At 73.5% G+C, this 24,478-nt stretch carries 26 protein-coding genes, 1 tRNA gene and 1 riboswitch; of the genes, 15 read left to right on the top strand and 12 right to left on the bottom strand.

What is annotated here, in order from left to right:
* Positions 1 to 85: 85 nt before the first annotated feature.
* Entirely contained in the window at positions 86 to 682 is a 597-nt protein-coding gene (locus tag ACLIBK_RS05360; protein ID WP_415386198.1) for a MarR family winged helix-turn-helix transcriptional regulator, read from the bottom strand.
* Between the two features lie 92 nt (positions 683 to 774).
* Positions 775 to 2,301 (bottom strand): tannase/feruloyl esterase family alpha/beta hydrolase, encoded by a 1,527-nt coding sequence (locus ACLIBK_RS05355; RefSeq protein ID WP_415386197.1) that lies wholly within the window; start codon positions 2,299 to 2,301, stop codon positions 775 to 777.
* A 200-nt stretch (positions 2,302 to 2,501) separates the two neighbouring features.
* Here ACLIBK_RS05355 and ACLIBK_RS05350 point away from each other — a divergent pair, with 200 nt between their 5' ends.
* Together ACLIBK_RS05350 and ACLIBK_RS05345 are read left to right on the top strand one after the other, a co-directional pair.
* Positions 2,502 to 3,749 carry a class I SAM-dependent methyltransferase gene (locus ACLIBK_RS05350; RefSeq protein ID WP_415386196.1) on the top strand — a complete coding sequence of 416 codons (1,248 nt, stop codon included), beginning with the start codon at positions 2,502 to 2,504 and terminating at the stop codon, positions 3,747 to 3,749.
* A 121-nt stretch (positions 3,750 to 3,870) separates the two neighbouring features.
* Positions 3,871 to 4,122, top strand: a complete 252-nt coding sequence (locus tag ACLIBK_RS05345; RefSeq protein ID WP_415386195.1) for a hypothetical protein — start codon at positions 3,871 to 3,873, stop codon at positions 4,120 to 4,122.
* Between the two features lie 50 nt (positions 4,123 to 4,172).
* Here ACLIBK_RS05345 and ACLIBK_RS05340 read toward each other — a convergent pair whose 3' ends face one another.
* Positions 4,173 to 5,159: a tripartite tricarboxylate transporter substrate binding protein gene (locus ACLIBK_RS05340; RefSeq protein WP_415386194.1), complete on the bottom strand. Its 987-nt coding sequence runs from the start codon at positions 5,157 to 5,159 to the stop codon at positions 4,173 to 4,175.
* Positions 5,160 to 5,428: 269 nt separating this feature from the next.
* Between ACLIBK_RS05340 and ACLIBK_RS05335 the strand changes: the two genes are divergently transcribed.
* From ACLIBK_RS05335 to ACLIBK_RS05320, 4 genes are all read left to right on the top strand, one after another.
* Entirely contained in the window at positions 5,429 to 6,400 is a 972-nt protein-coding gene (locus tag ACLIBK_RS05335) for an Hsp33 family molecular chaperone HslO (protein ID WP_415386193.1), read from the top strand.
* 41 nt (positions 6,401 to 6,441) lie between these two features.
* On the top strand, positions 6,442 to 7,212 hold the full coding sequence (locus ACLIBK_RS05330; protein WP_415386192.1) for a hypothetical protein: 771 nt from the start codon (positions 6,442 to 6,444) through the stop codon (positions 7,210 to 7,212).
* A 173-nt stretch (positions 7,213 to 7,385) separates the two neighbouring features.
* Positions 7,386 to 7,781: a RidA family protein gene (locus tag ACLIBK_RS05325; protein WP_415386191.1), complete on the top strand. Its 396-nt coding sequence runs from the start codon at positions 7,386 to 7,388 to the stop codon at positions 7,779 to 7,781.
* Positions 7,782 to 7,849: 68 nt separating this feature from the next.
* Positions 7,850 to 8,200: a hypothetical protein gene (locus ACLIBK_RS05320; RefSeq protein ID WP_415386190.1), complete on the top strand. Its 351-nt coding sequence runs from the start codon at positions 7,850 to 7,852 to the stop codon at positions 8,198 to 8,200.
* Positions 8,201 to 8,352: 152 nt separating this feature from the next.
* Here the strand turns inward: ACLIBK_RS05320 and folE are convergent, their stop codons facing one another.
* From folE to metZ, 3 genes are all read right to left on the bottom strand, one after another.
* The gene (gene folE, locus ACLIBK_RS05315) at positions 8,353 to 8,973 is read right to left on the bottom strand and encodes a GTP cyclohydrolase I FolE (RefSeq protein WP_415386189.1); all 621 of its coding nucleotides are present in this window, start codon (positions 8,971 to 8,973) and stop codon (positions 8,353 to 8,355) included.
* 119 nt (positions 8,974 to 9,092) lie between these two features.
* On the bottom strand, positions 9,093 to 9,503 hold the full coding sequence (gene apaG, locus ACLIBK_RS05310) for a Co2+/Mg2+ efflux protein ApaG (protein ID WP_415386188.1): 411 nt from the start codon (positions 9,501 to 9,503) through the stop codon (positions 9,093 to 9,095).
* A 271-nt stretch (positions 9,504 to 9,774) separates the two neighbouring features.
* Positions 9,775 to 10,998, bottom strand: coding sequence for an O-succinylhomoserine sulfhydrylase (gene metZ, locus ACLIBK_RS05305; RefSeq protein WP_415386187.1), 1,224 nt, complete (start codon positions 10,996 to 10,998; stop codon positions 9,775 to 9,777).
* A gap of 61 nt (positions 10,999 to 11,059) precedes the next feature.
* A riboswitch (SAM riboswitch) is annotated at positions 11,060 to 11,139 on the bottom strand.
* 107 nt (positions 11,140 to 11,246) lie between these two features.
* On the opposite strand from metZ, the gene ACLIBK_RS05300 reads away from it, so the two are divergent.
* Positions 11,247 to 11,321, top strand: a tRNA-Gly gene (locus ACLIBK_RS05300).
* A gap of 63 nt (positions 11,322 to 11,384) precedes the next feature.
* Here the strand turns inward: ACLIBK_RS05300 and ACLIBK_RS05295 are convergent.
* A complete protein-coding gene (locus tag ACLIBK_RS05295; RefSeq protein ID WP_415386186.1) occupies positions 11,385 to 11,543 on the bottom strand; it encodes a DUF6726 family protein in 159 nt (52 codons plus the stop codon).
* Positions 11,544 to 11,769: 226 nt separating this feature from the next.
* Between ACLIBK_RS05295 and ACLIBK_RS05290 the strand changes: the two genes are divergently transcribed.
* The 5 genes from ACLIBK_RS05290 (at position 11,770) to ACLIBK_RS05270 (ending at position 15,917) form a co-directional block, all read left to right on the top strand.
* Complete coding sequence (locus ACLIBK_RS05290) at positions 11,770 to 11,979, top strand: hypothetical protein (protein WP_415386185.1); 210 nt, start codon at positions 11,770 to 11,772, stop codon at positions 11,977 to 11,979.
* Positions 11,980 to 12,404: 425 nt separating this feature from the next.
* Positions 12,405 to 14,495 (top strand): DUF4214 domain-containing protein, encoded by a 2,091-nt coding sequence (locus ACLIBK_RS05285; RefSeq protein WP_415386184.1) that lies wholly within the window; start codon positions 12,405 to 12,407, stop codon positions 14,493 to 14,495.
* 261 nt (positions 14,496 to 14,756) lie between these two features.
* Entirely contained in the window at positions 14,757 to 15,128 is a 372-nt protein-coding gene (locus ACLIBK_RS05280) for a YciI family protein (protein ID WP_415386183.1), read from the top strand.
* Positions 15,129 to 15,444: 316 nt separating this feature from the next.
* The gene (locus ACLIBK_RS05275; RefSeq protein WP_415386182.1) at positions 15,445 to 15,669 is read left to right on the top strand and encodes a hypothetical protein; all 225 of its coding nucleotides are present in this window, start codon (positions 15,445 to 15,447) and stop codon (positions 15,667 to 15,669) included.
* The gene (locus ACLIBK_RS05270; RefSeq protein WP_415386181.1) at positions 15,666 to 15,917 is read left to right on the top strand and encodes a hypothetical protein; all 252 of its coding nucleotides are present in this window, start codon (positions 15,666 to 15,668) and stop codon (positions 15,915 to 15,917) included. The genes ACLIBK_RS05275 and ACLIBK_RS05270 overlap by 4 nt, the downstream gene beginning before the upstream one ends.
* Positions 15,918 to 16,015: 98 nt before the next feature.
* Here the strand turns inward: ACLIBK_RS05270 and ACLIBK_RS05265 are convergent, their stop codons facing one another.
* On the bottom strand, positions 16,016 to 16,402 hold the full coding sequence (locus ACLIBK_RS05265; RefSeq protein ID WP_415386180.1) for a hypothetical protein: 387 nt from the start codon (positions 16,400 to 16,402) through the stop codon (positions 16,016 to 16,018).
* A gap of 210 nt (positions 16,403 to 16,612) precedes the next feature.
* Between ACLIBK_RS05265 and ACLIBK_RS05260 the strand changes: the two genes are divergently transcribed.
* Positions 16,613 to 17,590 carry a VOC family protein gene (locus ACLIBK_RS05260; RefSeq protein ID WP_415386179.1) on the top strand — a complete coding sequence of 326 codons (978 nt, stop codon included), beginning with the start codon at positions 16,613 to 16,615 and terminating at the stop codon, positions 17,588 to 17,590.
* A 54-nt stretch (positions 17,591 to 17,644) separates the two neighbouring features.
* Here ACLIBK_RS05260 and ACLIBK_RS05255 read toward each other — a convergent pair whose 3' ends face one another.
* Positions 17,645 to 18,985, bottom strand: coding sequence for an MFS transporter (locus ACLIBK_RS05255; protein WP_415386178.1), 1,341 nt, complete (start codon positions 18,983 to 18,985; stop codon positions 17,645 to 17,647).
* A gap of 31 nt (positions 18,986 to 19,016) precedes the next feature.
* Positions 19,017 to 19,877, bottom strand: a complete 861-nt coding sequence (locus ACLIBK_RS05250; protein ID WP_415386177.1) for an SDR family NAD(P)-dependent oxidoreductase — start codon at positions 19,875 to 19,877, stop codon at positions 19,017 to 19,019.
* 540 nt (positions 19,878 to 20,417) lie between these two features.
* Between ACLIBK_RS05250 and ACLIBK_RS05245 the strand changes: the two genes are divergently transcribed.
* Together ACLIBK_RS05245 and ACLIBK_RS05240 are read left to right on the top strand one after the other, a co-directional pair.
* On the top strand, positions 20,418 to 21,203 hold the full coding sequence (locus ACLIBK_RS05245; protein ID WP_415386176.1) for a hypothetical protein: 786 nt from the start codon (positions 20,418 to 20,420) through the stop codon (positions 21,201 to 21,203).
* A 129-nt stretch (positions 21,204 to 21,332) separates the two neighbouring features.
* Positions 21,333 to 22,319 carry a Bug family tripartite tricarboxylate transporter substrate binding protein gene (locus ACLIBK_RS05240; RefSeq protein ID WP_415386175.1) on the top strand — a complete coding sequence of 329 codons (987 nt, stop codon included), beginning with the start codon at positions 21,333 to 21,335 and terminating at the stop codon, positions 22,317 to 22,319.
* A 104-nt stretch (positions 22,320 to 22,423) separates the two neighbouring features.
* Here the strand turns inward: ACLIBK_RS05240 and ACLIBK_RS05235 are convergent, their stop codons facing one another.
* Both ACLIBK_RS05235 and ACLIBK_RS05230 read right to left on the bottom strand, forming a co-directional pair.
* Complete coding sequence (locus ACLIBK_RS05235; RefSeq protein ID WP_415386174.1) at positions 22,424 to 23,089, bottom strand: (d)CMP kinase; 666 nt, start codon at positions 23,087 to 23,089, stop codon at positions 22,424 to 22,426.
* Positions 23,089 to 24,462, bottom strand: coding sequence for a 3-phosphoshikimate 1-carboxyvinyltransferase (locus tag ACLIBK_RS05230; RefSeq protein ID WP_415386173.1), 1,374 nt, complete (start codon positions 24,460 to 24,462; stop codon positions 23,089 to 23,091). Before ACLIBK_RS05230 ends, ACLIBK_RS05235 begins: the two co-directional genes overlap by 1 nt.
* Positions 24,463 to 24,478: the final 16 nt, after the last annotated feature.

Genomic DNA, 24,478 nt, shown 5'->3' with positions numbered 1-24,478 from the left:
GGCTTCAGCGGGTTTGGCTCGCGCGGCACCGTGATCCCCGGGCAGCGCGCCCCTGGCCCCGGCCAGAACACACGACCCGCCGCCGTCAGTCCTCGGCCGCCGGTTCGCCGCGGCGGAGCGGCACGCGCACGGCGGCGTCGTGGTGGCTCAGCACGCGGTCCAGCAGGGCATGCAGCGTGGCTTCCTCGGCGGCGGTCAGGGGGGCGAGCAGGCGCTGGCGGGCGCGTTCCGCCGCCGGCGCCAGGGTGTCGAGCAGTTCCTCGCCAGCGGGGGTCAGGGCCAGCACGCGGCGGCGGCGGTCGGTGCTGGGCTGGTCGCGCCGCAGCAGCCCGCGCCGTTCCAGCAGCCCCACCACCATGCCCGTGGTGGAACGGTCCAGCCCCAGCACCTGCGACAGGCCGACCTGGTCCAGCCCGGGGCGGTGCCGCAGCGCCGTCAGCACGCCGAACTGCGTGTTGGTGACGTCGTGAGCGCGGCATTCCTCGGCGAACACCGAGAGCGAGATCTGGTGCGCGCGGCGCAGCTTGAAGCCCGGCCGCTCGTAGAGCGCGTCCAGGGGATCGGCGCCGCGGGGCACCGCGCGCGGCGCGGCCGCGGCGTCCGGCGCTTCCGCGGGAGGCGGCAGGGTCGCGGAACCGCTGCGGAACCGTGCGGCGGTGCGGGGGGCGGGATCATCGGGCACGCCGGTCCGATCTGCCCGAAATCCGCCCTCCCTTCCAGCCTGCCCCGCCGCCCCGGGCCTGGGCACCCGCGTCACAGCCGGCCGGGGCCGGCTCAGCCGCCGGCCGGGGCGCAGCGGAAGCTGTTCGCGTCGTTGGGGTCGCCGCTGCCGTCGTAGCGCGCCGCCAGCGGATACGGGCAGAGCGGCCGCGACACCGGGCTGTTCGCCTTGGTGGCGACGATGCGCTCCGGCGCCACGCCGCGCTCCACCCAGGCTTCCAGCGCGCTCAGCGTGTCGAACTGGTCGGGGCCGGGGCCTCCGCGGCAATGGAACACGCCGGGCGCCAGGAACAGCCGCACCTGGCCGCGCGCCTCGTCCTCGCCGCCCAGGGCGCGGGTGACGCGGTCGAGATAGGCGACCGTCTGCGTCGGGCTGGGGCCGGGATCGTTGAAGCCGTGCCACAGGAGCAGCTTGCCGCCGCGGCGCAGGAAGGGCGCGATCTCCGCGTCGTTCATCACGATCTGCGAGGCGGCGAAGGAGCTCTCGATGCGCGCCTGGTCGCGCTCCGGGTCGTAGGACATCAGGTCGTAGCGCGGGTTGTTCTCCACGAGGTAGGAGATGAAGGGCGCGCCCAGCACCGCGTTGCGCCCCAGCGGCAGCTCGCGCGTGCCGACGGAACGGTCCAGCCAGTCCAGCTCGCCGCCGCGCATGGAGGGCGCCGCCGCGACCCGGCCATCCGCGGTGGTGACGCCCGCGTACATCTTGCGCACCGTTTCCACCTGCCGGTCCGTCAGGCAGTCCGGGCCGTTGTTCCCCGTGCAGCGCAGCTCCGCCGGGTCCCAGCTGCAGCGGCGCGGGTCGGTCAGCACGCCGTCCGCCACCCCGTCCAGCCGGTCGCAGGCGCGCTGCACGGCGGCGGCGACCAGCGGCACCTGCGCCGGGGTCAGGTTGTTCCCGGGCGCCGCGTGGAAGAACTGCGTGCGCAGGATGGCGGAGGAATAGACCACCATGTTGTAGACGGGCGCGCCGGCGATCACGCCGTCATAGTCCTCGGGGTAGCGCTGGACCTCCGCCAGCCCCTGCCGGCCGCCGGTGGAGCAGCCCTGCCAATAGGTGCGGTCCTGCGGCCTTCCGTAGCGGTGCGCCACGACCTGCTTGGCCAGCACTGTCATCTCGTGCACCGCGCGATGGCCGAAATCCGTCACCGCCTCGCGGTTCAGCTGGCCGTCGGGGCGCAGCGCCCAGCTCGGGTCCAGGGAATCCGCGCTGGGATGCCCGGCATCGGTGCCGGCCACCGCGTAGCCGCGCGCCAGGGCGGGACGCATGGTGTCCAGCCGGACGTCGCCGGCAAAGCCGCCGCCGCCGATGCCCAGCAGCCGGCCGTTCCAGTTCTCGGGCAGCCGGACCACCACGCCGATGCTGGAGCCCTCCACCGGGCGCACCATCGCCGTCACCTCGCAATGCGCGGGCGTCGCGCCCTCGGCCGGCACGTCGCGCGCGGCGCTGACGGCCGTGTTGGGAAACAGGCCGGGGGCGGCCAGGGCGGTGCAGGCGGAACCCTGCGCCAGCGCCGCGGCGGGTAGCAGCAGGCTGGCGACGAAGCCGAGACAGGCGGCGCGGCGGCGCGTCCGGGGTGGCATGCGGGCTTTCCTCCTCCGTGCGGGGCGTGCTGCGGCGCCCCTTCACCGCCGAGGCTAGCCGGGGCGCCGACGCCCTGCCAGACGCCGCGGCCGGCGACGCCGCTTGCGCGCGATGTGTTGCGCACGCCGCGGGTCCCGCGCCGTGGACAAGGCCCAGGCCGCGGCGCAGCTTTTCACCCCGAGAGACGAGAGGCCGAAGGATGATTCCCTGGGACCCGGAGGAGGCCGCTGCCCTGGAAGGCCCGGATGGGTTGATCGAGGTTTCGCGCCTGATCGCCGCCTTCGACCCCGAACGCCATGCCGAGCTGGCCGACCAGTATTACCGCGACGCGCCGCTGTGGAGCATGATCTTCCGCAAGCCCTTCGGCGACCCGCCGATGGCGCGCGACATGCTGCGCAAGCTCTGGGCGGTGCTGGACCTGCTCGGGCTGCAGGCGGGGCAGAGCGTGCTGGACTACGGCTGCGGCACGGGCTGGCTGTGCCGCATCCTGCTGCAGCAGAAGCTGCAGGTGATCGGCGTGGACGTGTCGCACACCGCGCTGGACAAGGCCGAGGCCTGGACGCGCGAGAACATGCCGCCGCTCGCCGGTGCGGTGCGCTACCTGCCGCTGGACGGCGACCGCATTCCGCTGGCCGATGCGGCCGTGCACCGCGTCGTCTGCTTCGACGTGTTCCACCACCTGCACGACCAGGCGACGACGCTGCGCGAGATGGCGCGCGTGCTGCGCCCCTTCGGCCGCGCCGTGTTCATGGAACCGGGGCCGGAGCATTCCCGCTCGCCCGACTCGCAGTCCGAAATGCGGCGCTTCGGCGTGATCGAGAACGACGTCGCACTGGAGCAGGTCTGGCATCTGGCGCAGGAGGCGGGCTTCGAGCGCTGCGAGGTGGCGCTGCTGCCGGACCGGCCCTTCGTGCTGCCGATGACACAGTTCCTGGACGAGGCCGCACGCTTCGGCACGGAGGAGCCGCTGTCCCCCGAGCTGGGCGAGCTGGCGCGCCGGCAGCTGCGGCCCTGGGCGCGGCACCTGCGCTGCTTCGTGCTGCACCGCGCCGGCGGCACGCCGGACAGCCGGAACATGCCGCCCCCGGGCCAGCGCGACGGCCGGGAGGCCGGCAGCATCACCGTGCTGGAAGCCCGACGCACGGCGGGTGGCGTGTTCGTGCGGCTGTCGGTGCGCAACACCGGGCCCTGGCACTGGATCCCCGGCGGATCCGGCGAAGGCTCGGTCAACCTCGGCGTCATGCGCCGCCGTGCCGACGGCACGCTGGAGCGCGACTTCCAGCGGCAGCGCCTCGGCCCCGAGCCGCCGGCGCCGGGCCGGGCGGTCGAGCTGTCCTTCACCCTGCCGCCCCTGGGCGCGGCCGATGCGGGCTACGAGCTGGACCTGGTGTCGGAAGGCATCACCTGGTTCGAGACCGGCGTGGCCGTGACGCCGGACGCGGGCTGAGGCCCCGCACCTCGTCGTGGCCGGCGCGCGCGGCCGGGGTGCGCGCCTTGCGCAAGTGTAATCGTGCCGCGCGGGCCGCGCCCGCGTTTTCTCCGTGGGCACCAACCGGAGGCACCGTTCCGTGCGATCCCTTCTCCTGCCTGCCGCCGCGCTGCTCGCGCTCGGCCTCGGCGCCGTTTCCGCCCAGTCCGCCCTGGCGGCGGAAGGCGGCTGCCTCAAGGGCGGCGCGGTGGGCGCCGTGGCCGGGCATTTCGTGGGCCGCGGCCATGCCGTGGCGGGGGCGGCCGCCGGCTGCGCGGTGGGCGTGCATCGCCGCCACGCCGCTGAGCGGCGCGACCAGCAGCAGCAGCAGAACAACAACGCCGGCCACTGACCGGCCGGGCGCTGCGGAAGGATGCGCCGCGTCCTTTCGCAGCGCGCCGCCTACTCGGCCGAGATGCCGGCTTCGCGCACCACCTGCGCCCAACGGTCGAAGTCGCGCTTCACCAGCGCGGCGAAGGCGTCCGGCGTGTTGGGGGCGGGCTGCATCCCCTGGGCGCGCAACTGCTCGCGCGTGCCGGGTTCCGCCAGCCAGGCGTTGATGTCGGCGTTCATGCGCGCCACCAGGGCCGGCGGCAGCCCGGCGGGGCCGAGCAGCCCGAACCACAGGTCGGCCTGGGCCCCGGGAAAGCCGGACTCCGTCAGGGTGGGCACATCGGGCGCCACGGGCGAGCGCTGCAGGCTGCCCACCGCCAGCAGGCGGATCTGCCCGTTCCCCACCAGCGGCAGCGCGGTGTGCACCGGCAGGAAGGCGGCCGCCACGCGCTTGCCGATCAGGTCCTGGATGGCCGGCGCCGCGCCGCGATAGGGCACGTGGTTCAGCTCGACCTTGGCGACCTGCGCGAAGAGCGCCATGCCCAGGTGCTGCGGCGTGCCGTTGCCGGGGGTCGCGTAGTCCAGCGCGCCCGGCCGGGCCCTCGCCAGCTCGGCGAACTCGCGCGCCGTGCGCGCCGGCACGTCGGGGTTCACCACCAGCGCGAGGTCGCCGGTGCTCAGCTCCGCGATCGGGGTGAAGCTGTTGACGGGGTCGTAGGGCACCTGCCGGAACAGCGAAGGGTTCATCACGAAGGTGTTGGGCTGCATCATCAGCGTCCGCCCGTCCGGCGCCGCCCGCGCCACGAACTGCGAGCCGATGTTGCCGGACGCGCCGGCGCGGTTGTCCACCACCACCGGCTGCCCGAGCCGCTGCCCCAGGAAGGGCGCCACCAGCCGCGCCAGGATGTCCGGCCCGGTGCCGGGCGTATAGGGCACGATGATGGTGACCGGCCCGTCCACGGCCGGCTGCGCCCGCAGCCCGCCCGCGGCGAGCGTGGCGGCGAGTGCCAGGGGCCCGAGGCCGCGGCGGGTAACGGCAGGCGATGCGACGGACATGGATTGGCCCCTCCCCGATCAGTGTTGCCGCGGAAGGTGAACGGCGGCTGAAAGCCGGTCAATCGAACCGGGGGGCGCGGAAGCCCGGTGCTCCGGCCGCGGCGGCCCTGTCTCCCGCCTGGCCCAGGGGCGAGGAGCGACCTCGTTCCGCGCGAAGCCTGCCGGGGGGCCTCGGGCGTCACCCGGTCGCGGCAACGGCGGCCAGCGCGGGCTGCATCACAGCCGTGCGGCGGGGTGCGGGTGGGCGGGGAATTCCCTATCTAGGGCGGGTGAACGACGTGACCGACCCTTCCGGCAAGCCCGACTTCCTCAACCACGACCGGCCGCCCGTGCCGGACCTGGTGGTGCCGCGCGCCCTGCAGCCCTTCCACCTCGCGAACCGGCCGGTGCGCGGGCGGCTGGTGCGGCTGGGGGCGCTGGCCGATGCGCTGCTGGTGCGGCACGCCTACGCGCCGGACGTGGCGAAGCTGCTGGGGCAGGCGCTGGCGCTGACCGCGGGGCTGGCGGGGGCGCTGAAGTTCCGCGGCTCCTTCTCGCTGCAGGCCAAGGGCGACGGTCCGGTCTCCATGCTGCTCGCCGACTGCACCGATGGCGGCGCCCTGCGCGGCTATGCCCGGGCGGACGGCGCGCCGGAGGGCGAGGCGGGGGCGCTGCTGGGCAAGGGCTACCTGGCCTTCACTTGCGACCAGGGGCCGGAGATGGACCGCTACCAGGGCATCGTGTCCATCCTGGGCGACAACCTGGCCGAGATGACGGACGCCTATTTCGAAACCTCCGAGCAGCTGCGCGCCTGGGTACGGCTGTCCGCCGCCCAGACGCCCACGGGCTGGCGCGCTTCCGCCCTGATCCTGGAGCGCGTGGCGGCCGGCGGCGGCAGCACCCCCTCGCTGGCCGAGGACGGCACGCTGCTGACGGAGGAGGAAGGCGAGGAAGCCTGGAACACCGCCACCATCCTGGCCGGCACCCTGACCGATGCGGAACTGCTGGACGACGAACTGACTTCCGACCAGCTGCTGCACCGGCTGTTCCATGCCGAGGGGCTGGTGGTGGATCGTGCCCGGGCCCTGTCCTACGGCTGCCGCTGCTCGCGCGCGCGGCTGGCTTCCGTGCTGCAGGGCTTCCCGGCCGAGGACCTCGACCACATGGCCGAGAACGGCGCCATCACCATGAACTGCGAGTTCTGCAACGTCGCCTTCCGCTTCGACCGCGACGACGTGCAGTCTGGCGCCGGGCGCGCCTGATCGGCTAACCCCGCGACACTGTTTCCGGAGGGGATTCGCGCATGATCGGCCGACGCCACGCCCTGCTGCTGCCGCTGCTGGCCGCCGGCTGCGGGGGGCGCGAGCCCCTGCCCGACGCCGCCCCGCCCCGGCTGGACGGCTATGCCTGGCTGACGCCACTGCGGCTGAACGTGGCCGAGGTGGAGGTGGAGGAGCCCGCCCCCGGCGGCCCGAACCGCGTCGACCCGCCCGCCCCGCTGGTGCCCGCGGCCGAGGTGGTGCGCATGGCGCGCGACCGGCTGGGTGCCGGCGGCACCACTGGTCGTGCCCGCTTCGCGGTGGAACAGGCCAGCCTGACGCGCGAGCGCCTGGGCGGCGGCGGGCTGTTCAGCGAACCCTCCGAGCGGCTGACCTGCGTGCTGCGCTGCCGCGTCGAGATCCTGAACGGTGAGGGTCGCCGCGTCGCCTTTGCCGAGGCCGAGGCCCGCCGCACCGCCACGCTGCCGGAAGGTGGCGGCACCACCCCGGCGCGCAATGCCGGGCAGCTCGTGGCCCGCGCCATGGACGACCTGAACGTGGAGTTCGAGCTGCAGGTGCGGCGCAACCTGCGCGACTGGCTGCAGGAAACCGCCGGCGCCGCGCCCGTGGCACCCACCGACGCCCCCGGCGGCATCCAGCGCGAGGACCTGTCGACCCCCCGTGCCGGCGGCACGCCCGCCGTGCCCGCCAGCGCCGAACCGCAGTCCCTGCCCGCGCCCGGCTCGCTGTCGGCGCCGGTGCCCGCCTCGCCGCCCTCCTCGCTGCCACCGCCGACGCCCCTGCGGCTGCCCTGAGGCGGCGCGCCTGCGCGGTTCGGCGGCGCGGAAAGGCTCCGGGTGTCCGGGTTCCCGTGATGGCGAGCGCCGGCTTCACGGGGTACGGCGGTGTCCGGTTGTTGGCGGCGTCGCCGATTCCCGTGGGCGGCGATCTGCTCTAGCCTCTCCGCCGGGCCGGAGGAGATGGCAGCATGGCGACGATCACGCTCTCGAACCCGGCGGGCGTGCACCCGCCCAGCGCGGCCTATTCCCATGCCGCGGTGATCGAGGGCGGGGCCAAGCGGCTGCTGATCAGCGCCCAGGTCGGGGTGGCGCCGGACGGGCGCGTGTCCTCCAACGCCGACGAGCAGATTGACCAAGTGTTCCGCAACCTCGGCGCCGTGCTGTCGGGGCACGGGCTGGCACCGCGGCATATTGCCAAGATCACGGCCTTCCTGACCGACCGGCTGCTGATCGGCCCTTGGCGCCGCAAGCGCGACCAGTGGTTCGAAGGCCACGAGGCCGCGGCCACGCTGCTGCTGGTGGCCGGGCTGGCCGACCGCCGCTTCGTGGTGGAGGTGGAGGCCGAGGCGGTGTTTCCGGACTGATCCGCGGGGCGGAGCCGCCGGCCGCGTCCTGTCCGTGGGATACCGGAGGGTGACCGGGAGCGGATTCCGTGCCCTGCGCCCCGCGCTGCGCCTGGGCCTTCAACAAGGCCGCCGTGGCGCGCTACACCATGTCCGGCTTGGCGGTGCCGCGCCGGTTTCCACGGGAAGGAGCCTCGTTCTTGGTTTATCGCCGCCGCGGCGCCAGCGTGCTTCGCGCCCTGCTTCCGGTTCTCGCCCTGGCCGCGCTGCTGCCGGCCTGCGCCCCCGACATCCCGGCCGCGCCCTGGCCGGAGCCCGTGGCCTACCTCACGCCCTACCAGATCCCTTTCGGCCCGCCGCAGCCCTATCTGCACCCCTACGAGCCGCCGGGGGCCGTGCAGCCCCTCAACGCCGCGGGAACCGTGCAGCTGGTGCGTTGAGCCTTGCCGGCCGGCCCGGAATGATCTGACCTCGGCCAGGGGCACCGCCCCTGGAGCCCCGGGATGAAGGTTCCGCCTTTGCCCTGGGGCAGAACCCTTTCCGCCAGGCCGGGCCACCCGGCACAGCCCGCGGTCCCCGGTACGGCCGGGGCTCAGATCACCGGCGTGGCGCGGGGTGTGCCGATCATCGCCAGGAATTCCTGCCGGGTGGCGCGGTTCTCGCGGAAGGCGCCGAGCATGCGGCTGGTGACCATGGTGACGCCGGGCTTGTGGGCGCCGCGGGTGGTCATGCACTGGTGCGCGGCTTCCACCACCACGGCCACGCCGAAGGGCTGCAGCACGTCCTGGATGGTGTTGGCGATCTGCGCCGTCAGCTTTTCCTGGATCTGCAGCCGCTTGGCATAGGCATCCACCACCCGCGCCAGCTTGGAGATGCCGACCACGCGGCCACGCGGCAGGTAGCCCACATGCACCCGGCCGATGATGGGGGCCATGTGATGCTCGCAGACGGACTCCAACCGGATGTCGCGGAGCAGCACCATCTCGTCGTAGCCCTCGGTTTCGGCGAAGGAGCGGGCGAGCAGGGCCACCGGATCCTCCTCGTAGCCGGCGAACCATTCGCGATAAGCGCGGGTGACGCGCTTGGGGGTGTCCATCAGCCCTTCGCGGCCGGGCTCGTCGCCGGCCCAGCGCAGCAGGGTGCGAACGGCATCCTCGGCCTCCTCGCGCGTCGGGCGCGGCGGGGCGGGGCGGGGCGGGTCCTCGGTGTTCAACGCGTGTGTCCTCGATCGGTCGGGGCCGGCGCCGGCATTGTTCCCCAAGCGCCGCTCCGCTGCCATCCCCGCAGCATCTGGCCTGGGCGGGCGCGGCGGCAACCGCGGCCCGGTGCGGGTCAGTTCAGCGTGGAGCGGCCGTGCGGGCTGTCCAGGCTGAAGGCAGGGATCTCCACGTCGAAATTCTCGCCCGAGGCGGTGCGCAGCAGGTGGTAGGAGCCGCGCATGATGCCCGAGGGCGTGGGCAGCGGCGTGCCGGAGGTGTACTCGAAGCTCTCGCCGGGTTCGAGCACGGGGGTTTCCCCCACCACCCCGTCGCCGTGCACGCGCTGGGTGCGGCCCTGGGCATCGGTGATCAGCCAGGTACGCTTCAGCACCTGCACGGTGTCGCGCCCGCGGTTCTCGATCGTCACGCGATAGGCCCAGACGAAGCGCCCTTCCTCGACCGAGGAGCGGTCGGCGAGAAAAAAGGGGCGCACGGCGACGCGAATGCCGTGCGTGGTCGCCTGGTAGCCTTCATGGCCGGACATGGCGGTCACCCTCCCGGGCATCTCGTGCAGGCTGGAAGATACCGTCAAACGGTGGTGGTTGGGAACCGGACGGGGTGCGCGGGTCCCGCCGGGCCTTTGGGTTGGTGTGATGGAACCAGCAAGCCGGGGGGAGGTATCCCCCCGGACCCCCTTCTACTTTCGGGAGTCTGCGGGTGCGCCGGTGGCTGTCCGTGTGCCTTCACTCCTGAAAAAAGGAGGGGGACCGGGGGAGTTCACTCCCCCGGCCTTCCCTGCTCTGTCGAGACAGGGGCTACTCGGCGGCCTGCCGGGGTTGCGCCCGGCCGGCCGCGTCCAGCGCGGCGGCCAGATCCTCCAGCAGGTCCTCAACATCCTCCAGTCCAATCGACAGGCGCACGGAACCGTCGGTGATGCCCAGCCGCGCCCGTTCCTCCGCGCCCACGCGCATGTGGGTGGTGGTGGCGGGATGGGTCACCAGGCTCTTGCTGTCACCGAGGTTGTTGGACACGTCCACCAGCCGCAGCGCGTCCAGGAAGGCGAAGGTGGCGTCCTTGCCTCCGGCCACGTCAAAGGTCACCACCGTGCCGCCGGCCGACATTTGCCGCATCGCCAACTCGCGCTGCGGGTGGGACGGCAGGGTCGGGTAATGCACCCGCTCCACCTCCGGACGGCCATCGAGGAACTCGGCCACCCGCTGGGCGCTGGCGCACATCGCCGGCACGCGCAGGTGCAGGGTTTCCAGCCCCTTCAGGATCACCCAGGCGTTGAAGGGGGAAATCGCCGGGCCGGTGTTGCGGATAAAGGGCTGCAGCACCTCCTCCACCCACTTCTTCGTGCCCAGCACCGCGCCGCCCAGCACCCGGCCCTGGCCGTCGAAATGCTTGGTGGCGGAATACACGACGATGTCGGCGCCGAATTCCAGCGGCCGCTGCAGCAGCGGCGTGGCGAAGACGTTGTCCACCACCACCAGCGCGCCGGCCTGATGCGCGAGGTCGCACACCGCGCGCAGGTCCACGATCTCCAGCATCGGGTTGGAGGGGGTTTCCAGCAGCACCATCGCGGTCTGTACCGACAGGGCGTCCTGCCAGCCGGCGAGGTCGCTGCCGTCCACGAACACCGTCTCGATGCCGTAGCGCGGCAGCAGGGTGGAGACGATCCAGTAGCAGGAGCCAAACAGCGCGCGGGAGGCCACCACGCGGTCGCCCGTCTTGAGGTGGCTCAGCATCGCCGCGTGCACCGCCGCCATGCCGGTGGCGGTGGCGCGGCAGGCTTCCGCCCCTTCCAGCAGCGCCAGCTTGTTTTCCAGCGCCTGCACCGTGGGATTGCCGAAGCGCGAATACTGGAAGTGCTGGGCGGTGCCGAGAAAGGTGTCCTCGGCCTGCTTGGCGTCGTCGTAGACGAAGCCGGAGGTGAGAAAGAGCGCCTCGGACGTTTCGCCCAGTTCGGTGCGGTTCTGCCCGCCGCGCACCAGCAGCGTGGCGGGGCGGAGCGGCTTGTCGGGGAGGGTCTTGGCCATGCCGGGTTCCCATCGGACGAAGCCGGCCCGGTCGGGCGACGGAACCGGGGAAAGCTCCGCCGGGGTCATCGCCACGGCCGTTTAGCGCGCTTTCTTTAACCTCGCCGCAAGCTGGCCGGACAAATCGCGAGGGCGCCCTTCCGGACACGCGGGGCTTCTAGCTCCCGTGCCCGGGCCGGGCAAGCCCGGGGACCGCGAGAGTGCTTGCCGCCCGGGGATGGGCAGGGTAATCCTGCACCACCTCGGCTGCGGGCGTAGTTCAGAGGTAGAACGTCAGCTTCCCAAGCTGAATGTCGTGGGTTCAATTCCCATCGCCCGCTCCACCCCCTCCCCCATCCGTCCAGTAGTGATCCGAAACCCGCCCGGCGCCGCAGCGCCGTCCCGGTTCAATCGATCACGTCCCCGACAGCGTGGACGGGCGCGCCGATCGGCTTGCAGACCACCGGCACCACGGAGATCACGTCCCCCGCAGCCCGAAATGGCAGGGCGACGACGCCGCAGCCGCCCAGGGCCAGGAGTGCCGCAAGGCAGAGGATCAGTCGCATGGTGGGCCTCCCCGCTTCCGGGCAGCTTGCCTCGGCTGGATCAACGTCTCCGCGGGAAGCCCGTTGAGGTCCGGGGGCGGGGAAAGCCTCCTGGGACCTGCGCCTGCTCCGCTTCATCGAACGACGGAAAGCGCATCGCGGCGAGGGTTGCCGACGGAGCCGGCCCTGGAAGCCCCCTGCCCCCGGCGGCACTTTCACGCAGCCGGCACCGGAAAGGAGCGAGGCCATGAGCGACGACTACATGAAGCAGCAAGGCGAGGCGCTGGCTCAGCATCTCAGGCTGACCGACGGGAAGTCGGGCTATGTCGAGGTCACGGCCGAGGGCTTCGTGGTCCATATCCGCAAGAAGTGGGCGGGCAAGCAGTTCGCCGAATGGGACGGGCTGCCCGTGGAGTGGCACGAGAACGTGGGAACCAACAAGGCCGCGAATCGCTGACGGGGGCACCCGTCCCGCCTACGGCCTTCCCGCGGCAAAGCCCGGCGCAGGATCGCCGCCGACGCGGGGGCGGCCCCTGCCAGAGCCTGGACGCGCGCCAGGCGTAGGGCACCCGGCCCGGGGTTGCGGGCCACGTCCAGCCAGGTTGCGTCGCGACGATGCCAGCGCGCGGAAACGCCGGGCCGAAACGCCGGAGCGGCGGGCGGCTCCCCATCGCGGTGCGGGTTACGCAGCGCATGCGGGACGCCGACGGTGCGGGGCGACACCGCCGTTTTCGCCCAGGCGCAACATCTTCAACTTGCCGTTAATGAAGGCGAGTCGCGGACCAAAACGCAACCTGAGATTGATTTTTCCTTTATTGAATTCCCCGGCCGGAAAGTCGCTCGAAAAAGAACGCCACTCGTGGCTGCACAAGGGAGAAGTTTATGGCCAACATCAATGGTACCCCCGGCAACGATACCCTGAACGGCACGGTGGGCTTCCTCGGCCTCGGCAGTGCCCTGTCAACGGACACTATCTCCGGCGGCGCCGGCAACGACCTGATCTACTGGTCCCCCTCGGCCACTGCCAACCTGTCCGTCGTGCCGGTCCAGGCGGGAGCGCTGCCGCCCGACACGGTGGATGGCGGCGCCGGGGTCGACACCCTGTCCTTTGCCGGGGGCGAATTCGGCGCCACCACGGTGCCCGTCACCGTGACCTTCGGCGCCATTCCCGGCGAAGGCACGGCGGTGGTCAGCAACCTGCTGGGGCTGAGCGTGCTGGGCGTGGACCTGGGCGTGCTGAGCGCCGCGGCCGCGCTGCTGGGCATCAACCTCAACACGCTCGGCGTGGGCAGCCAGACGGACTTCACCGGGATGGAGCGCGTGGTGGGCGGCCTGGCCGGTGACACGCTGAGTGTCAGCTTCACGTCCAGCACGACGGAAACCTTCCTGGACGGCTATCGCGGCGCCGACACCATCAACGGCAACGGCGTGCTCGGCGTCTTCGCCGACTACAGCTCCGCCACCGGGCCCGTGCAGGTCGACCTGGCCGCAGGCACCGGCACGGCCGACGGCGCCACCGACACGCTGATCAACGTCCGCTCCGTGCGCGGCGGCGCCGGCAATGACGGGCTGAACGGCGACGGCAACGACAACTCCTTCCGCCCCGGCCTGGGCAGCAACACGGTGAACGGCGGTGCCGGCACCGACGCCCTGCTGCTGGACGACCTGTCCGGCCAGGTGACGATCAGCCGCACCGGGCAGGGCAGCGGCACGGTGACCATCCGCGACGGCGCCGGCACCGTCACCAGCACCACCGCCTATACGGGCATCGAGAGCATCGTCGGGCCCGGCGGCGTGCGGATCGGCGTGGACCCGGACGGTCCCGTGGTGATCGGCCCCAACCCCGGCGGCACGGTGGTGCTGAACCCCGGCACGACGCAGACCGGCGGTGACGGCGGCGACACGCTGACGGGCGGCGCGGGCAATGACAGCCTGTCGGGCGGGGCCGGCAACGACACGCTGGCGGGCGGCGGCGGCGACGACACGCTGGACGGCGGCGCCGGCGACGACGTGCTGATCAGCACCGGCGGCAACGACGTGCTGAATGGCGGCGACGGCTACGACGTGGTGTTCCTCAACGGCGTCAACCGGCGCGACGTGGACTTCTCCGCCTTCGAGACGGGCGTGGTGAACGTCACGCGCGCGGACGGCTCCGTCACCGTGCTGCGCGACATCGAGGAAGCGCGCTTCATCGACGGGCGGCAGGTGCTCGACCTGTCCGACCCGGCGGCGCAGGTGGTGCGGCTGTACCAGGCGGCACTGGACCGGGCGCCGGAACAGGAAGGGCTGAACTTCTACATCCCCACGCTGCAGCAGGGCGGGACGCTGAGCAGCATCGCCACCGGCTTCCTCAACAGCCCCGAGTTCCTGGCGCGCTACGGCGGGCTGGACGACACGGGCTACATCAACCGGCTCTACAACAACGTGCTGGACCGCACGGCCTCCCAGAGCGAGGTCAACTACTACCTCGACCAGCTCGGCCAGGGCGCGTCGCGGCAGCAGCTCCTCGCCAACTTCTCCGAGAGCCCGGAGAACATCCAGAAGACCACGCCCCTGGTGGCGGCGGGGGTCTGGGACGTTTCGGAAAACGCGACGCTGGTGGCGCGGCTCTACGACACCATGCTGGGGCGGCTGCCCGATGCGCCCGGGCTGGACTTCTACCGCGCGCAGCTGGATGCCGGCACGGCCAGCACCACGGACGTGGTCCGGGCCTTTGAGGCGAGCCCGGAATTCGCCCGCCTCTACGGCAGCGGCGTGAGCAACGAGAGCTTCGTGGACCTGCTCTACGTCAACACGCTGAACCGCACGGAAACGGCCGAGGAACGGGCCTTCTACGTCAACCAGCTGACGGCCGGCACGGCGTCGCGGGAGGAGCTGGTGCTGAACTTCTCCGAAAGTCCGGAACACATGGCGCTGACCAAGGACGCGGTGCTGAACGAGAATCCGGTGGATTTCGGCATCCTGTTCGCCTGAGGTGCCGGTTCGCCGGCCGGGGTTGCTGCCCGTGGGCGGCGATCCCGGCCGGCGGTCGCGGCCCGCCGGTGGCGGGCCGCTGCCGGCGCAGGGTTGGGGTGCTTTGTCCCCCTGCCCTGCGCCATAGGATGGCAGGGCCTGACGCTGCGGCAGCGTCCGGCCCTTCCCGCCGGGCTTTGCACCCCTGCCCCGATCGTGGCGGAATGGAACCGCGCCGCGGTCCGCGCTGGACCGCGGCCACGGGACAAGGAGCAGGCCGCGATGCCGCAATTCCTGGTGACCGCCCGCGACGGCACCGACCCCGGCGCGCCGGAACGGCGGCTCGCCGTGCGCCCCGAGCATTTCCGCCAGCTCGGACCCATGCTGGAACGCGGGGAAATGGTGGTGGGCGGAGCCATGCTGGACGAGGACGGCACCATGGTCGGCTCCGCCTGCATCGTGGAATTCCCGGACCGGGCGGCTCTGGATGCCTGGCTCGCGGTTGAGCCCTACGTCACCGGCGAGGTTTGGCGGAGTATCGAGGTCACGCCCTTCCGGGTGGCGGTGCAACGCGAGACCCCGCAGGGCGTGCCGGAGCCGGGCGGAAGCGTGCCACCACTTCCCGGCCAGGAACCGGCGGCGGAGGCGGGCTGAAGGCGGGGGGCGCATCCCGGCACCGGCAGGGTCGGCCCTGGCCGGAAGCGGCGCGTCCCCTTGGGCGGCCGCCACGCCGGCGCGGTCCCCTGGGCCGGCCCGGATCGCGGCCCCCTGCCTCACGGAAGCAGCAGGTTTGCGAGCCAGCCTCGGCAAGGGAGCCGGGGCGGTCTATCGTAGCGGCGGGCAGCGACGCTGCCTCGAAGGCCGCCGACGCCACGTTCACCGATGGTGCCGCGCGCGGTGCGGAACCGCGCAACCCGGCGAGAGCCGGTCGAGATCGCGTGCGCGGAGCGCACCGGAGGGGTACGGAAGAGTGGTCAAGCGTCGCAAGGAAGAAGACATTGCCGGGGTCCTGGAATTCGCGGGGCGAACCAAGGACGATCCGGAATTCGTGGAATGGATGGCCGAGCACCGGGCGCAGAACGGCGGCAAGCTGCGGGTCAGCCAGGGCGGCACGGGCGTGCGGGTGATGTTCAGCAAGGAAGCCGACATGGCCTTCTGGAAGGCGCGGGCCGACCGCCTCGCCAAGGGGAAATGACCGGCGGGGCGCGCCGGGCGGCCCGGCACCTCGCCGCGCTGCTGTGGTTGTGCGGCCTGGCCGGCGCGCTGCCGGCCGCGGCGCAGGACCGGCCGCGCCCGCCGTCCCGGCCCGAGGCGACGGACACCGAGGCGCTATGCCGCCGGGAGGTGGACCGGCGGCATCCGCCCGGCACGCTGTCGCGCAACCGCGGCGAGCGGGAACAACTTGTGCGCGCCTGCGTGAACAACGGCGGCTGGCTGCCCTGAATACGGGCGGCGGGGGTCAGCTCCCCTGGCCGCCGCCCCGGCACGGCCGGCAGCGCCGGAAGCGGGCCGGGGAGCGCAGCCCGGCCCGCCTCCGGTTCTCAGCGCGTGGCGGGCATGGACGCGATCTTGTCGAGCAGGCTGCCCGCCGCGTCCACGCAAGCGCGGGTCGGTTCCGTTTCGGCGCAGCGGATGTGGATCTCCATGTCGCCACGCTCGACATGGAAGGAGGCGGCGCGCCGCGGCGGGGGCGGGCCGAAGCCGCGCGGGCCGCGGCCCCAGCCATGCCCCATCCCCGGCCCCATGCCCTGGCCCATCGGCCCGGGCCCGCGCAGGCCTGGGCCGCCCGGCGGCGGGGGCGGCGGCTCCACCCGCGGCGCGGCCTCGCCGCCCGGAGGAGCAACAGGGGCGGGCGGCGTCTGGGCCATCGCGCTGCCGAAGGAGGCGAGAGCGGCGAGGCCCGCACCCAGCAGGATGATCTTGCGCATGGTGTCTCCGGTTCCGAAGTGGTCGACGCTCCTGATACGGCCGCCGACGGGAAAACCCTCGGGCGGCGCGGTGTCGGGACGGTGGCGCCGCCGCAAGAAAGTGTAGCGGCCGGCGGTTCGCGCCACCTTGCCGTCCTGTTGCGGCGGCGTGCTAGGACATGGCGCACGAGGAAGCGCGCCCCGGTCCTGCGACCGGAAAGGGAATCCCAGATGGAACTGCAGTCGCTCGGCTATATCGGCGTCGGTTCGTCCCGGCTCGAGGATTGGAACGGCTTCGCCACGCGGCTGCTGGGAATGCAGCCGGTGGATGCCGGGGGCACGTCGCGGGCCTATCGCATGGACGACCGCAAGCAGCGCCTGCTGGTCACCGGCGAGGCGGCGGAGGGCCTGGCCTTCCTGGGCTGGGAGGTGGCCGATGCCGCGGCGCTGGACGCGCTGGCGGCGCGGCTGGACGGGCATGGCGTCGCGGTGCGGCGCGGCTCCCGCGCCCTGGCGGCGGAACGGCACGTGGCCGATCTCATCACCTTCGCCGACCCTGCGGGCAACCGGCTGGAGGTGTTCCATGGCCCGGCGGTGGCGGACACGCCCTTCCAGCCCTCGCGCCCGATCTCCGGTTTCCGCACCGGCGCCATGGGCATGGGGCACGCCGTGCTCAACGTGGAGGCGGTGGAGCCGCTGCTGCCCTTCTACCGCGACCTGCTGGGCTTCCGCGTCAGCGACTACGGCCTGACGCCCTATCCGCTGTACTTCTTCCACCTCAACGGCCGCCACCACACCTTCGCGATGGTCGGCTCGGGGCGGCAAAGCCTGCACCACTTCATGGTGGAGCTCGGCAGCCTGGACGATGTCGGCCAGGGCTACGACCTCGCGCAGCTGGAGGAAGGGCGGCTGGCCTATACGCTGGGCCGGCACACCAACGACCACATGACCTCCTTCTACGCCCACACGCCCTCGGGCTTCTTCGTGGAATACGGCTGGGGCGGCCTGGTGATCGACCCCGAAACCTGGCAGCCGCACGAAACCTTCGACGGCCCGAGCTTCTGGGGCCATGAGCGCCTGTACCTGCCGCCCGAGCAGCGCGCCCGCCTGCGCGAGATGCGCCTGGACGCTGCCGCCCGCGGCGTCCGCGCGCCCCTGAACCCTGCCGCGCACTGCCCCTGGCTGGACGCCGTGATCCACCGCGAATAGCGCCCCCACCCGTCCGCGCGACGCGTTCGCCGGGCGCGTGGTGGCGATGACGGGTCAGTGCAGGCGAGGCGCAGCCAGGGTCTGGTCCGGCACGGGATTGCCGCGCAGGAGACCCAGGGACAGCATGGCGGCGGCGGCGATCGCCACGGGAACAGCGCCGCACAGGAAGATGGCGGTGGGCGGGTAGCCGTAGCCCAGCAGCAGGCCGCCCAGCAGCGGGCCGAAAATGTTGCCCAGCCGCCCGATCCCCAGCGCCCAGCCGGAGCCGGAGGAGCGGATCAGCGACGGGTAGGCGGCGCCCGACAGCGCGTTCATGCCGGCCTGGCTGCCGGAAATGCCGATGCCGGCCATGAAGATGCTCAGCAGCGTCATAGCGTGGCTCTGCTGCCCGCCCACGGCCAGCCACAGCACCGCCGCGACGCCGATGCACAGGTTGATGGCGATCACCCGCTCCGAACCCCAGCGCGCGATGGGCCAGCCCAGCACCAGGGCGCAGAGGCCACCGGCCAGGGAGAACAGGGTGGTGGCGAAAACCGCCTCGCCCAGGCCGTAGCCGTAGGATCGCAGGATGGTCGGCAGCCACAGGGTGATCAGGTAGGTGGACAGGAAGTTGCAGGCGAACATCACCCACAGCAGCAGCGTCACCGGCGTCAGGCCGTTGCGGAACAGCTCGGCCACCGGGTTCTTGCGCAGCAGCACCTCGCCGCCGGACTGCCGCGCGGCGTTGTTGCGCCCCATCATGCCGTCCGTGAGGCGCGAGCTGCGGCCCTGGGCGGTCATGAACTGCAGCGATTCCGGCAGCAGGAAGTACAGCAGCGGCAGGATCGCCAGCGGCAGCACGCCGCCCACCACGAACACCGACTGCCAGCCGTAGATCGGCAGCAGCTCCGCCACCAGCAGGCCGCCGCCGACCATGCCGCACTGCACGCCCACGGTCATGATGGCCACCAGCTTGGGCTGGTGCTTCTTGGGGCTGTAGTCGGAGGTCAGCGCGATCGCCAGCGGTACGCCGCCGCCCAGGCCGAGCCCGGTGAGGAAGCGCGCGGCCGTCAGCAGCTCCACCGTGTGGCAGGCGGCGCTGAGCAGGGAGAAGATCCCGAACACCGCGACGTCCACCATGAACACCGGCTTGCGGCCGAAGCGGTCGCCGAGCGGGCCGCTGGCCAGCGCGCCGATCAGCATGCCCACATTGGCCGCCACCAGCGCGCCCGTCAGCGTCGAGGGCGCGATCTTCCAGCTTTCGGCCAGCGAAGGCAGGGCGAAGCCCATCGCCGCGATATCGAAGCCGTCCAGCGCCAGCACGATCGCGCACAGGACCGCGACGCGGATCTGCAGCCCGTGAACGCCGCGGCGGTCGATCTCCGCTTCCACGGCGTCCACACGAGTGTCCGACATGAACCGTTCCCCTTGCTTCGAACCGGGCGCGCTAGCGGCCGCCCGCGCCGTGGTAGTCGCGGCGGAACCGCTCCAGGCTGGCGAAGCCCTCGGCGATGCGGCCGTGCCGCTCCTCCAGCCAGGCGCGCGTTTCCGGATGCGTCAGCAGGAACAGCGTGTTCTCGCGGATGCCATGCACCACCCGCGCCCCGGCCTCCTCGGCCGAGATGGCGGGCAGCAGGCTGATGCCGCTCTGCGCGCCCTTGTAGTCCGGTGAGGCTTCAGGCCCGCCGAAGCGCTGCGGCCGGCGCCGGGCCGACTGGTCCAGGGTGGTGTGCACCAGGCCAGGGCAGAACACCGACACGCCGATCGGGGTGTCTTCCAGGTCCAGCCGCAGCGCCTCGGTGATCGCCACCACCGCGTATTTGGTGGCGGCATAGGAGCCCTGGCGCAGCGTGGCGTTGACCTGCAGACCGCCGATGGAGGCGGTGTTGACGATGTGCCCGGGCTGCCCGTGCCGCAGCAGGCGCGGCAGAAAGGCGCGGATGCCGTTCAGCGCCCCGTAGACGTTGACGCCGAACAGCCAGTCCCAGGTGGCCGGCGAAACCCCCGCCACCGGCGAGGAGCCGGCCGAGACACCGGCATTGTTCACGAGGATGTGGAGCTCGCCGAAGGCCTCCTCCGCCTCGGCCGCGGCACGGTGCATGGCGGCCGGGTCGGACACGTCCAGCACGAAGCCGCGGCTGTTCGGCGCGATGGTGCGGATTTCCGCCACTGCCTCGTCCAGCGCCGCGGCCTCGATATCGGCCATGCCGACCGTCACGCCGGCCCTGGCCAGGGCGAGGCAGATGCCCAGGCCGATGCCGTTGGCCGCGCCCGTGACAAAGGCCGTGCTGCCCTTCAGGTCCTGCATGCTCGCTCCCCGCTGCTCGTTCAACCCGCCGCTGTTCCGGCCCGCGGGGCCGTGCTGCCCGGGGGTGGTCCTGCGCGACGCCCGGACCGGGAGGCCACGGCCGGGCGAGCGGGGCCGGTCGGCGGGACGCGATAACCGGAAGATGCGGTGCGACGCGGGGCTGGGTCGGGAAAGGGGGCGCGCTGCCCGGGGGTCGGCATCCTGCCGGCGGCGGCGGTTCGGCCGCGGAACACCCGCATCGCAGTTCGCCTCCCTCGCGCCCGGTTCCCGGGCTTCACCGCGGTGCTCCTCCGCCGAGGCGGAGGCCGCGCGGCGATTAGGCTCCCGCGTTCCCGGGCATGTCAATTTGCCTGCAACCCCTTTCGCCCCAGCATGGGGCCTCCCGCGAAAGGCGGTCGCCGTGCCCGGGAGCGGTGGCTTCCGCCGCTCGGGAAAAGCGGTTCTGCCGACCGGCGGCATTGCGCGGCGGGGCTGCCCTGGTTCACCGTTCCGGCCCGGAGGCCCCCGTCCCATGACCCGGCGAAAGGCAGAAACGGCGTGATGTCGCCCGAACTGGTGTGGATCGCCCTGGGCGCCGGGCTGCTGGTGCTGGTGGTGGCGCTGGTGATCCGGCACCGAAGCCGGGCGCGGTCGCGCGTGCCCTGGGACGAGCCGACCCTGGCCTCCCCCCTGCGCCCGGCGGCCGTCCCGCCCGCTGCCCCCGCCGCCGTGGCGGTGGTTGCCGTTCCCGCCCTGCCGACGCAGCCACCACCGGCCGCCGCACCGGAAATGCCCGTTCCGCCGGTGGCCGGGGCGGCTTTCCCGGGGGCAGCGGTCACCCTGGCCGCGGAGCTGGCCGCTGGGGATCCTTCCATGGCCCCCGGCGTGGCCCCGCCTGCCCCGACGTCGTCGCCTGCGGCCGTCAGGCCGGTTCCGGAGCGGCCGGAGGATGCCGTTGCGACCATGCCGGCCGTGGAACCGGCGGCGGCGGTGCCTCCTGCCCTTTCACGCGAATCCTGGCCCGCGTCGGTGCCACCCCCCGCTCCTGCGGCGGTGCTGCCGAAACCTGCGGGCGCCGTGCCGCCGGAGGCGGCAGTTCCCGGCGAGCGGCCGCGCAGTACCCTGTCCTTGCTGGGCCTGGCACCGCCGGCCGCCGTTCCCGGCGCGACAGCGGCCGAGCCGCCGCCGGGCCCTGGCAGCCCGCCCCCGGGCGGCGATCCCGCCACGCAGGGCACGCCCGGCGACCTGCGCAGCGAGCTCCTGGCCCTGCTGGAAGCCGCCAGCCTCCCCTATCCACCCGCGCCCACAGCACTGCCCCCCGAAGCCCGGCACTCCGCCCCGCCCTAGGAGGTGGCCCCGGCGCCAGGACGGCCTGCGAACCGCGGCGCGTTTCGCGGGACCCGCGGGTCCTCTCCGCTGGCGCGACGTGGCCCGGGGGTTGCATGATCGCAATGTCCACGGCGAAGGGCGCGACGAATGCGACGGAGAACCACCCTCATGGCCGGGCTGCGGCTCGGGGCCCTGTTGCCGGCCGCGGCCGGATTGCGGCCCCGCCCGGCGCTGGCCCAGGCGGGCTTTCCCAACCGGCCGATCCGGCTGGTGATCCCCGCCGGGGTGGGCGGCGGCACCGACATCCTGGCCCGGCTGGTGGCACCCGGGGCGGCCGCCGCGCTGGGCACCCCGGTGGTGATCGAGAACCGCGGCGGCGGTGAGAGCCTGATCGGCACGGAGCTGGTGGTGCGCTCGCCGCCCGACGGCCATGTGCTGCTGTTCAGCGACACCAGCCCCTACCTGGCCCGAGTGCTGCGCAGCCGGATGCCCTTCGACCCACTGACGGACCTCCTGCCGGTGATGCGGGTCGCGGTGGGGTCGATCATCCTCTACGCCCATCCGGGTTCCGGCATCCGCGACCTCGGCGGGCTGGTCGCGCGGGCCAAGGCGCAGCCGGGCGGCATCAGCTACGGCACCAGCAGCACCGGCTCCCACCTGCTGGGCGAGTTGCTGCGGATGCGCGCAGGCATCGACCTGGTGCACGTGCCCTACCGGTCCGGTGGCCTGGCGCTGAACGACGTGCTCAGCGGCCACGTGCCGCTGACCTTCAACGGCGCCAGCAACGGCAAGGGCTTCGTGCAATCCGGCGAGCTGGTGGCCGTCGGCTCGGCGGGGGAAGTGCGCAACCCGTCGCTGCCCGACGTGCCGACCTTCGCGGAACAGGGCTTTCCCGGCTTTCCCGCCGGGTCGGAATGGGGCCTCTTCGCGCCAGCCGGCACGCCCGCGGCGGTGCTGGACACGGTGGAAGCGGCGTTTCGGCAGGCCACCTTCGACCCCGGCCTCGCCGGCCGCCTGGGCGAGCTGGGCTTCAGCCCCGACGGCACCCGGGGCGCGGCCTATGCGGAGGAAATGGCGCGGGCGATGCGGCTGTGGGGCGAGGTCGCCGCCGCCGCAGGCATGGTGCAGCAGTAGGCGCGGCGGGGCATCGCCGCGGGCGCCGGGCCTGCCTCCGCGCCCCGGCGCGGGAAACGGGCCAGGGCCCGCGGCGTCCCGCCGGGGGGGGCGCGCCCCGGGCCCTACCCGGCCGCGTCCAGCCGCTGCCGCACCATCTCCAGCGCCGCGCGATACGCGGCTTCCGCGTCCAGCCGGGTGGTGTCCAGGGGCAGCGCGTCGGCGGCGGCCACCATGGGCGCGGCGTCGCGGCCGGCGTCGCGGGCATCGCGGGCGGCCATCTCCGCCGCCACGGCGTCCAGCGTCACCGCCTCGTGCCGGGCCAGCCTTTCCTGCCAGCGGCGGCGCGCGCGGGCTTCCGGGCTGGCGGTCACGAAGAGCTTCACCGCGGCATCGGGAAACACCACCGTGCCGATGTCGCGCCCATCCAGCACCGCGCCCCGGCTGCGGCCGAAGGCCCGCTGGAACTCCAGCAACGCGGCGCGCACGGCGGGAATGGCGGCGACGCGGCTGGCCGCCGCATCCGTGTCGGGCGCGCGCAGGCCGGGGCGGCCGAGATCCTCGGGCTCCAGGGCGCGGGCCGCCGCTTCCGCTGCCGCCGGGTCGGCGGGGTCCAGGCCGCTGTCCAGCACGCGCCGCCCCACGGCGCGGTACAGCAGCCCGGTGTCGAGGTAGGGCAGCCCCAGCTCGGCCGCGAGTCGCCGGGCCAGCGTGCCCTTGCCGGCGGCGGCGGGGCCGTCCACGGCAATCACCACGGGGGCGATCACGACGGGGGAAGGGTTTGGGGACATCAGGCCGATCCGATCGCCCCGCCCCCGGCCGCACCGTTCAGCAGCGCGACCAGGCCGGGAAAGGAGGTGTCGAGGGAGGTGCCGCCTTCCAGCGTCACCGGCGTCGCGGCCGCCAGGCCCAGCACCAGGGCGGCGGCGGCGATGCGGGGGTCGGCGCCGGCTGCCACCGCACCGCTGCCGGCGGGCGGGGCGCCGTCGCGCCGCAGCACGAGGTCGTCGCCTTCCAGGGGCGTCGGCACGCCGTTGCCGGCCAGCAGCGCGCGCAGGGCGTCCAGCCGGCCGCCGTCGCGGAACCGGCCCTGCCCCAGGCCACGGAAGCGGCTGGTGCCGCCCGCGCAGGCCGCGGCCACGGCGAGAAGGGGAATCGCGTCGGCCAGGGCGGGAAGCCGCTCCGCCGCGAGGTCCAGGGCGCGCAGCGGCCCGTGCGACACGGCGAGGTCGCCCAGGGTCCCGCCCGCCGCCCGGCGCTCCCCCGTCACGGCGATCGCTGCGCCCATCTCGCGCAGCGCGTCGAGGAGAGCCATCAGCGCGGGGTCCAGCGCCACGCCGCGCAGCACCAGCCGGGAGCCCGGCACCAGCAGCGCCGCCACGAGGGCCACGGCCGCCAGGGCGGGGTCGCCGGGCAGGGTCACCGGCGCGGCGGTGAGCTCCGGCTGCCCGTCCAGCTCGATCACCCGGCCCGTGCCCGCCGCCCCGTGCCGCAACGGCGCGCCGAACTGGCGTAGCAAGGTTTCCAACCCGTCCGGCGCGGCGGCGGCCGGCTCCTCCAGCACCGTGGTACCGCGGGCGAGCAGGCCGAAGACCAGCAGCGCCGGCTTTTCCCGCGCCGCGGCGGCGGGCAGGCGGTGGTGCAGCGGCCGCGGCGCGCGCGCGCCCTCCACCGCCAGGGGAAAGCCGCCATTGGCCGGGCCGAAGAACCGCGCCCCACCCGCGCCCAGCGGGTCGGTCACGTCGCGCCAGGAACGCGGTTGCGCCGGGTCCCCGCCGCCGCCCAGCACCGCGAAACCGGGATGACCCGCCAGCAGGCCGCAGAACAGCGCCGCAGCGGTGGGGGAAGCGCCGAGTTCCAGCACCCCGGCAGGTTCCGCCAGCCCGCCCACGCCACGGCCCCAAACGTGCCAGTCGCCAGGGGTCGCCCGTTCCACCACCGCGCCCAGCGCGCGCAGGGCGGCGGCGCTGCGTTCCAGCTCGGGGCTGTCGGGCAATCCTTCCAGGCGGCTCTCGCCCACGGCCAGGGCGCCGAGCACCAGCGCGCCGTGGCCATCGACGGCCCGGCCGGGCACGCGCAACGCCCCGTTCAGCCCCGCCGGGGGCGCCGCGGCCCGCAGGGGCCGGATCTCGGGGAGGTCCTGCACGGGAGCGGCGTTTGACACGCGAGGGGGTGCGTGG

This window comes from Roseomonas sp. BN140053 (genome assembly GCF_047690175.1).
Taxonomy (GTDB): Bacteria; Pseudomonadota; Alphaproteobacteria; order Acetobacterales; family Acetobacteraceae; genus Roseomonas.
Note: the sequence above shows the minus strand (reverse complement) of the source record. Positions and strands in the feature narration are given on the sequence as shown.

What these genes read in the sequence shown, in the direction of transcription:
- metZ (WP_415386187.1), bottom strand. Translation starts at nt 10,998, where the DNA reads ATGGCCAAGACCCTCCCCGACAAGCCGCTCCGCCCCGCCACGCTGCTG.
- ACLIBK_RS05250 (WP_415386177.1), bottom strand. Translation starts at nt 19,877, where the DNA reads ATGCAGGACCTGAAGGGCAGCACGGCCTTTGTCACGGGCGCGGCCAAC.
- ACLIBK_RS05285 (WP_415386184.1), top strand. Translation starts at nt 12,405, where the DNA reads ATGGCCAACATCAATGGTACCCCCGGCAACGATACCCTGAACGGCACG.
- apaG (WP_415386188.1), bottom strand. Translation starts at nt 9,503, where the DNA reads ATGTCCGGCCATGAAGGCTACCAGGCGACCACGCACGGCATTCGCGTC.
- ACLIBK_RS05265 (WP_415386180.1), bottom strand. Translation starts at nt 16,402, where the DNA reads ATGCGCAAGATCATCCTGCTGGGTGCGGGCCTCGCCGCTCTCGCCTCC.
- ACLIBK_RS05340 (WP_415386194.1), bottom strand. Translation starts at nt 5,159, where the DNA reads ATGTCCGTCGCATCGCCTGCCGTTACCCGCCGCGGCCTCGGGCCCCTG.
- ACLIBK_RS05255 (WP_415386178.1), bottom strand. Translation starts at nt 18,985, where the DNA reads ATGTCGGACACTCGTGTGGACGCCGTGGAAGCGGAGATCGACCGCCGC.
- ACLIBK_RS05295 (WP_415386186.1), bottom strand. Translation starts at nt 11,543, where the DNA reads ATGCGACTGATCCTCTGCCTTGCGGCACTCCTGGCCCTGGGCGGCTGC.
- ACLIBK_RS05240 (WP_415386175.1), top strand. Translation starts at nt 21,333, where the DNA reads ATGCGACGGAGAACCACCCTCATGGCCGGGCTGCGGCTCGGGGCCCTG.
- ACLIBK_RS05245 (WP_415386176.1), top strand. Translation starts at nt 20,418, where the DNA reads ATGTCGCCCGAACTGGTGTGGATCGCCCTGGGCGCCGGGCTGCTGGTG.
- ACLIBK_RS05350 (WP_415386196.1), top strand. Translation starts at nt 2,502, where the DNA reads ATGATTCCCTGGGACCCGGAGGAGGCCGCTGCCCTGGAAGGCCCGGAT.
- ACLIBK_RS05235 (WP_415386174.1), bottom strand. Translation starts at nt 23,089, where the DNA reads ATGTCCCCAAACCCTTCCCCCGTCGTGATCGCCCCCGTGGTGATTGCC.
- ACLIBK_RS05355 (WP_415386197.1), bottom strand. Translation starts at nt 2,301, where the DNA reads ATGCCACCCCGGACGCGCCGCCGCGCCGCCTGTCTCGGCTTCGTCGCC.
- ACLIBK_RS05290 (WP_415386185.1), top strand. Translation starts at nt 11,770, where the DNA reads ATGAGCGACGACTACATGAAGCAGCAAGGCGAGGCGCTGGCTCAGCAT.
- ACLIBK_RS05325 (WP_415386191.1), top strand. Translation starts at nt 7,386, where the DNA reads ATGGCGACGATCACGCTCTCGAACCCGGCGGGCGTGCACCCGCCCAGC.
- ACLIBK_RS05330 (WP_415386192.1), top strand. Translation starts at nt 6,442, where the DNA reads ATGATCGGCCGACGCCACGCCCTGCTGCTGCCGCTGCTGGCCGCCGGC.
- ACLIBK_RS05260 (WP_415386179.1), top strand. Translation starts at nt 16,613, where the DNA reads ATGGAACTGCAGTCGCTCGGCTATATCGGCGTCGGTTCGTCCCGGCTC.
- ACLIBK_RS05270 (WP_415386181.1), top strand. Translation starts at nt 15,666, where the DNA reads ATGACCGGCGGGGCGCGCCGGGCGGCCCGGCACCTCGCCGCGCTGCTG.
- ACLIBK_RS05280 (WP_415386183.1), top strand. Translation starts at nt 14,757, where the DNA reads ATGCCGCAATTCCTGGTGACCGCCCGCGACGGCACCGACCCCGGCGCG.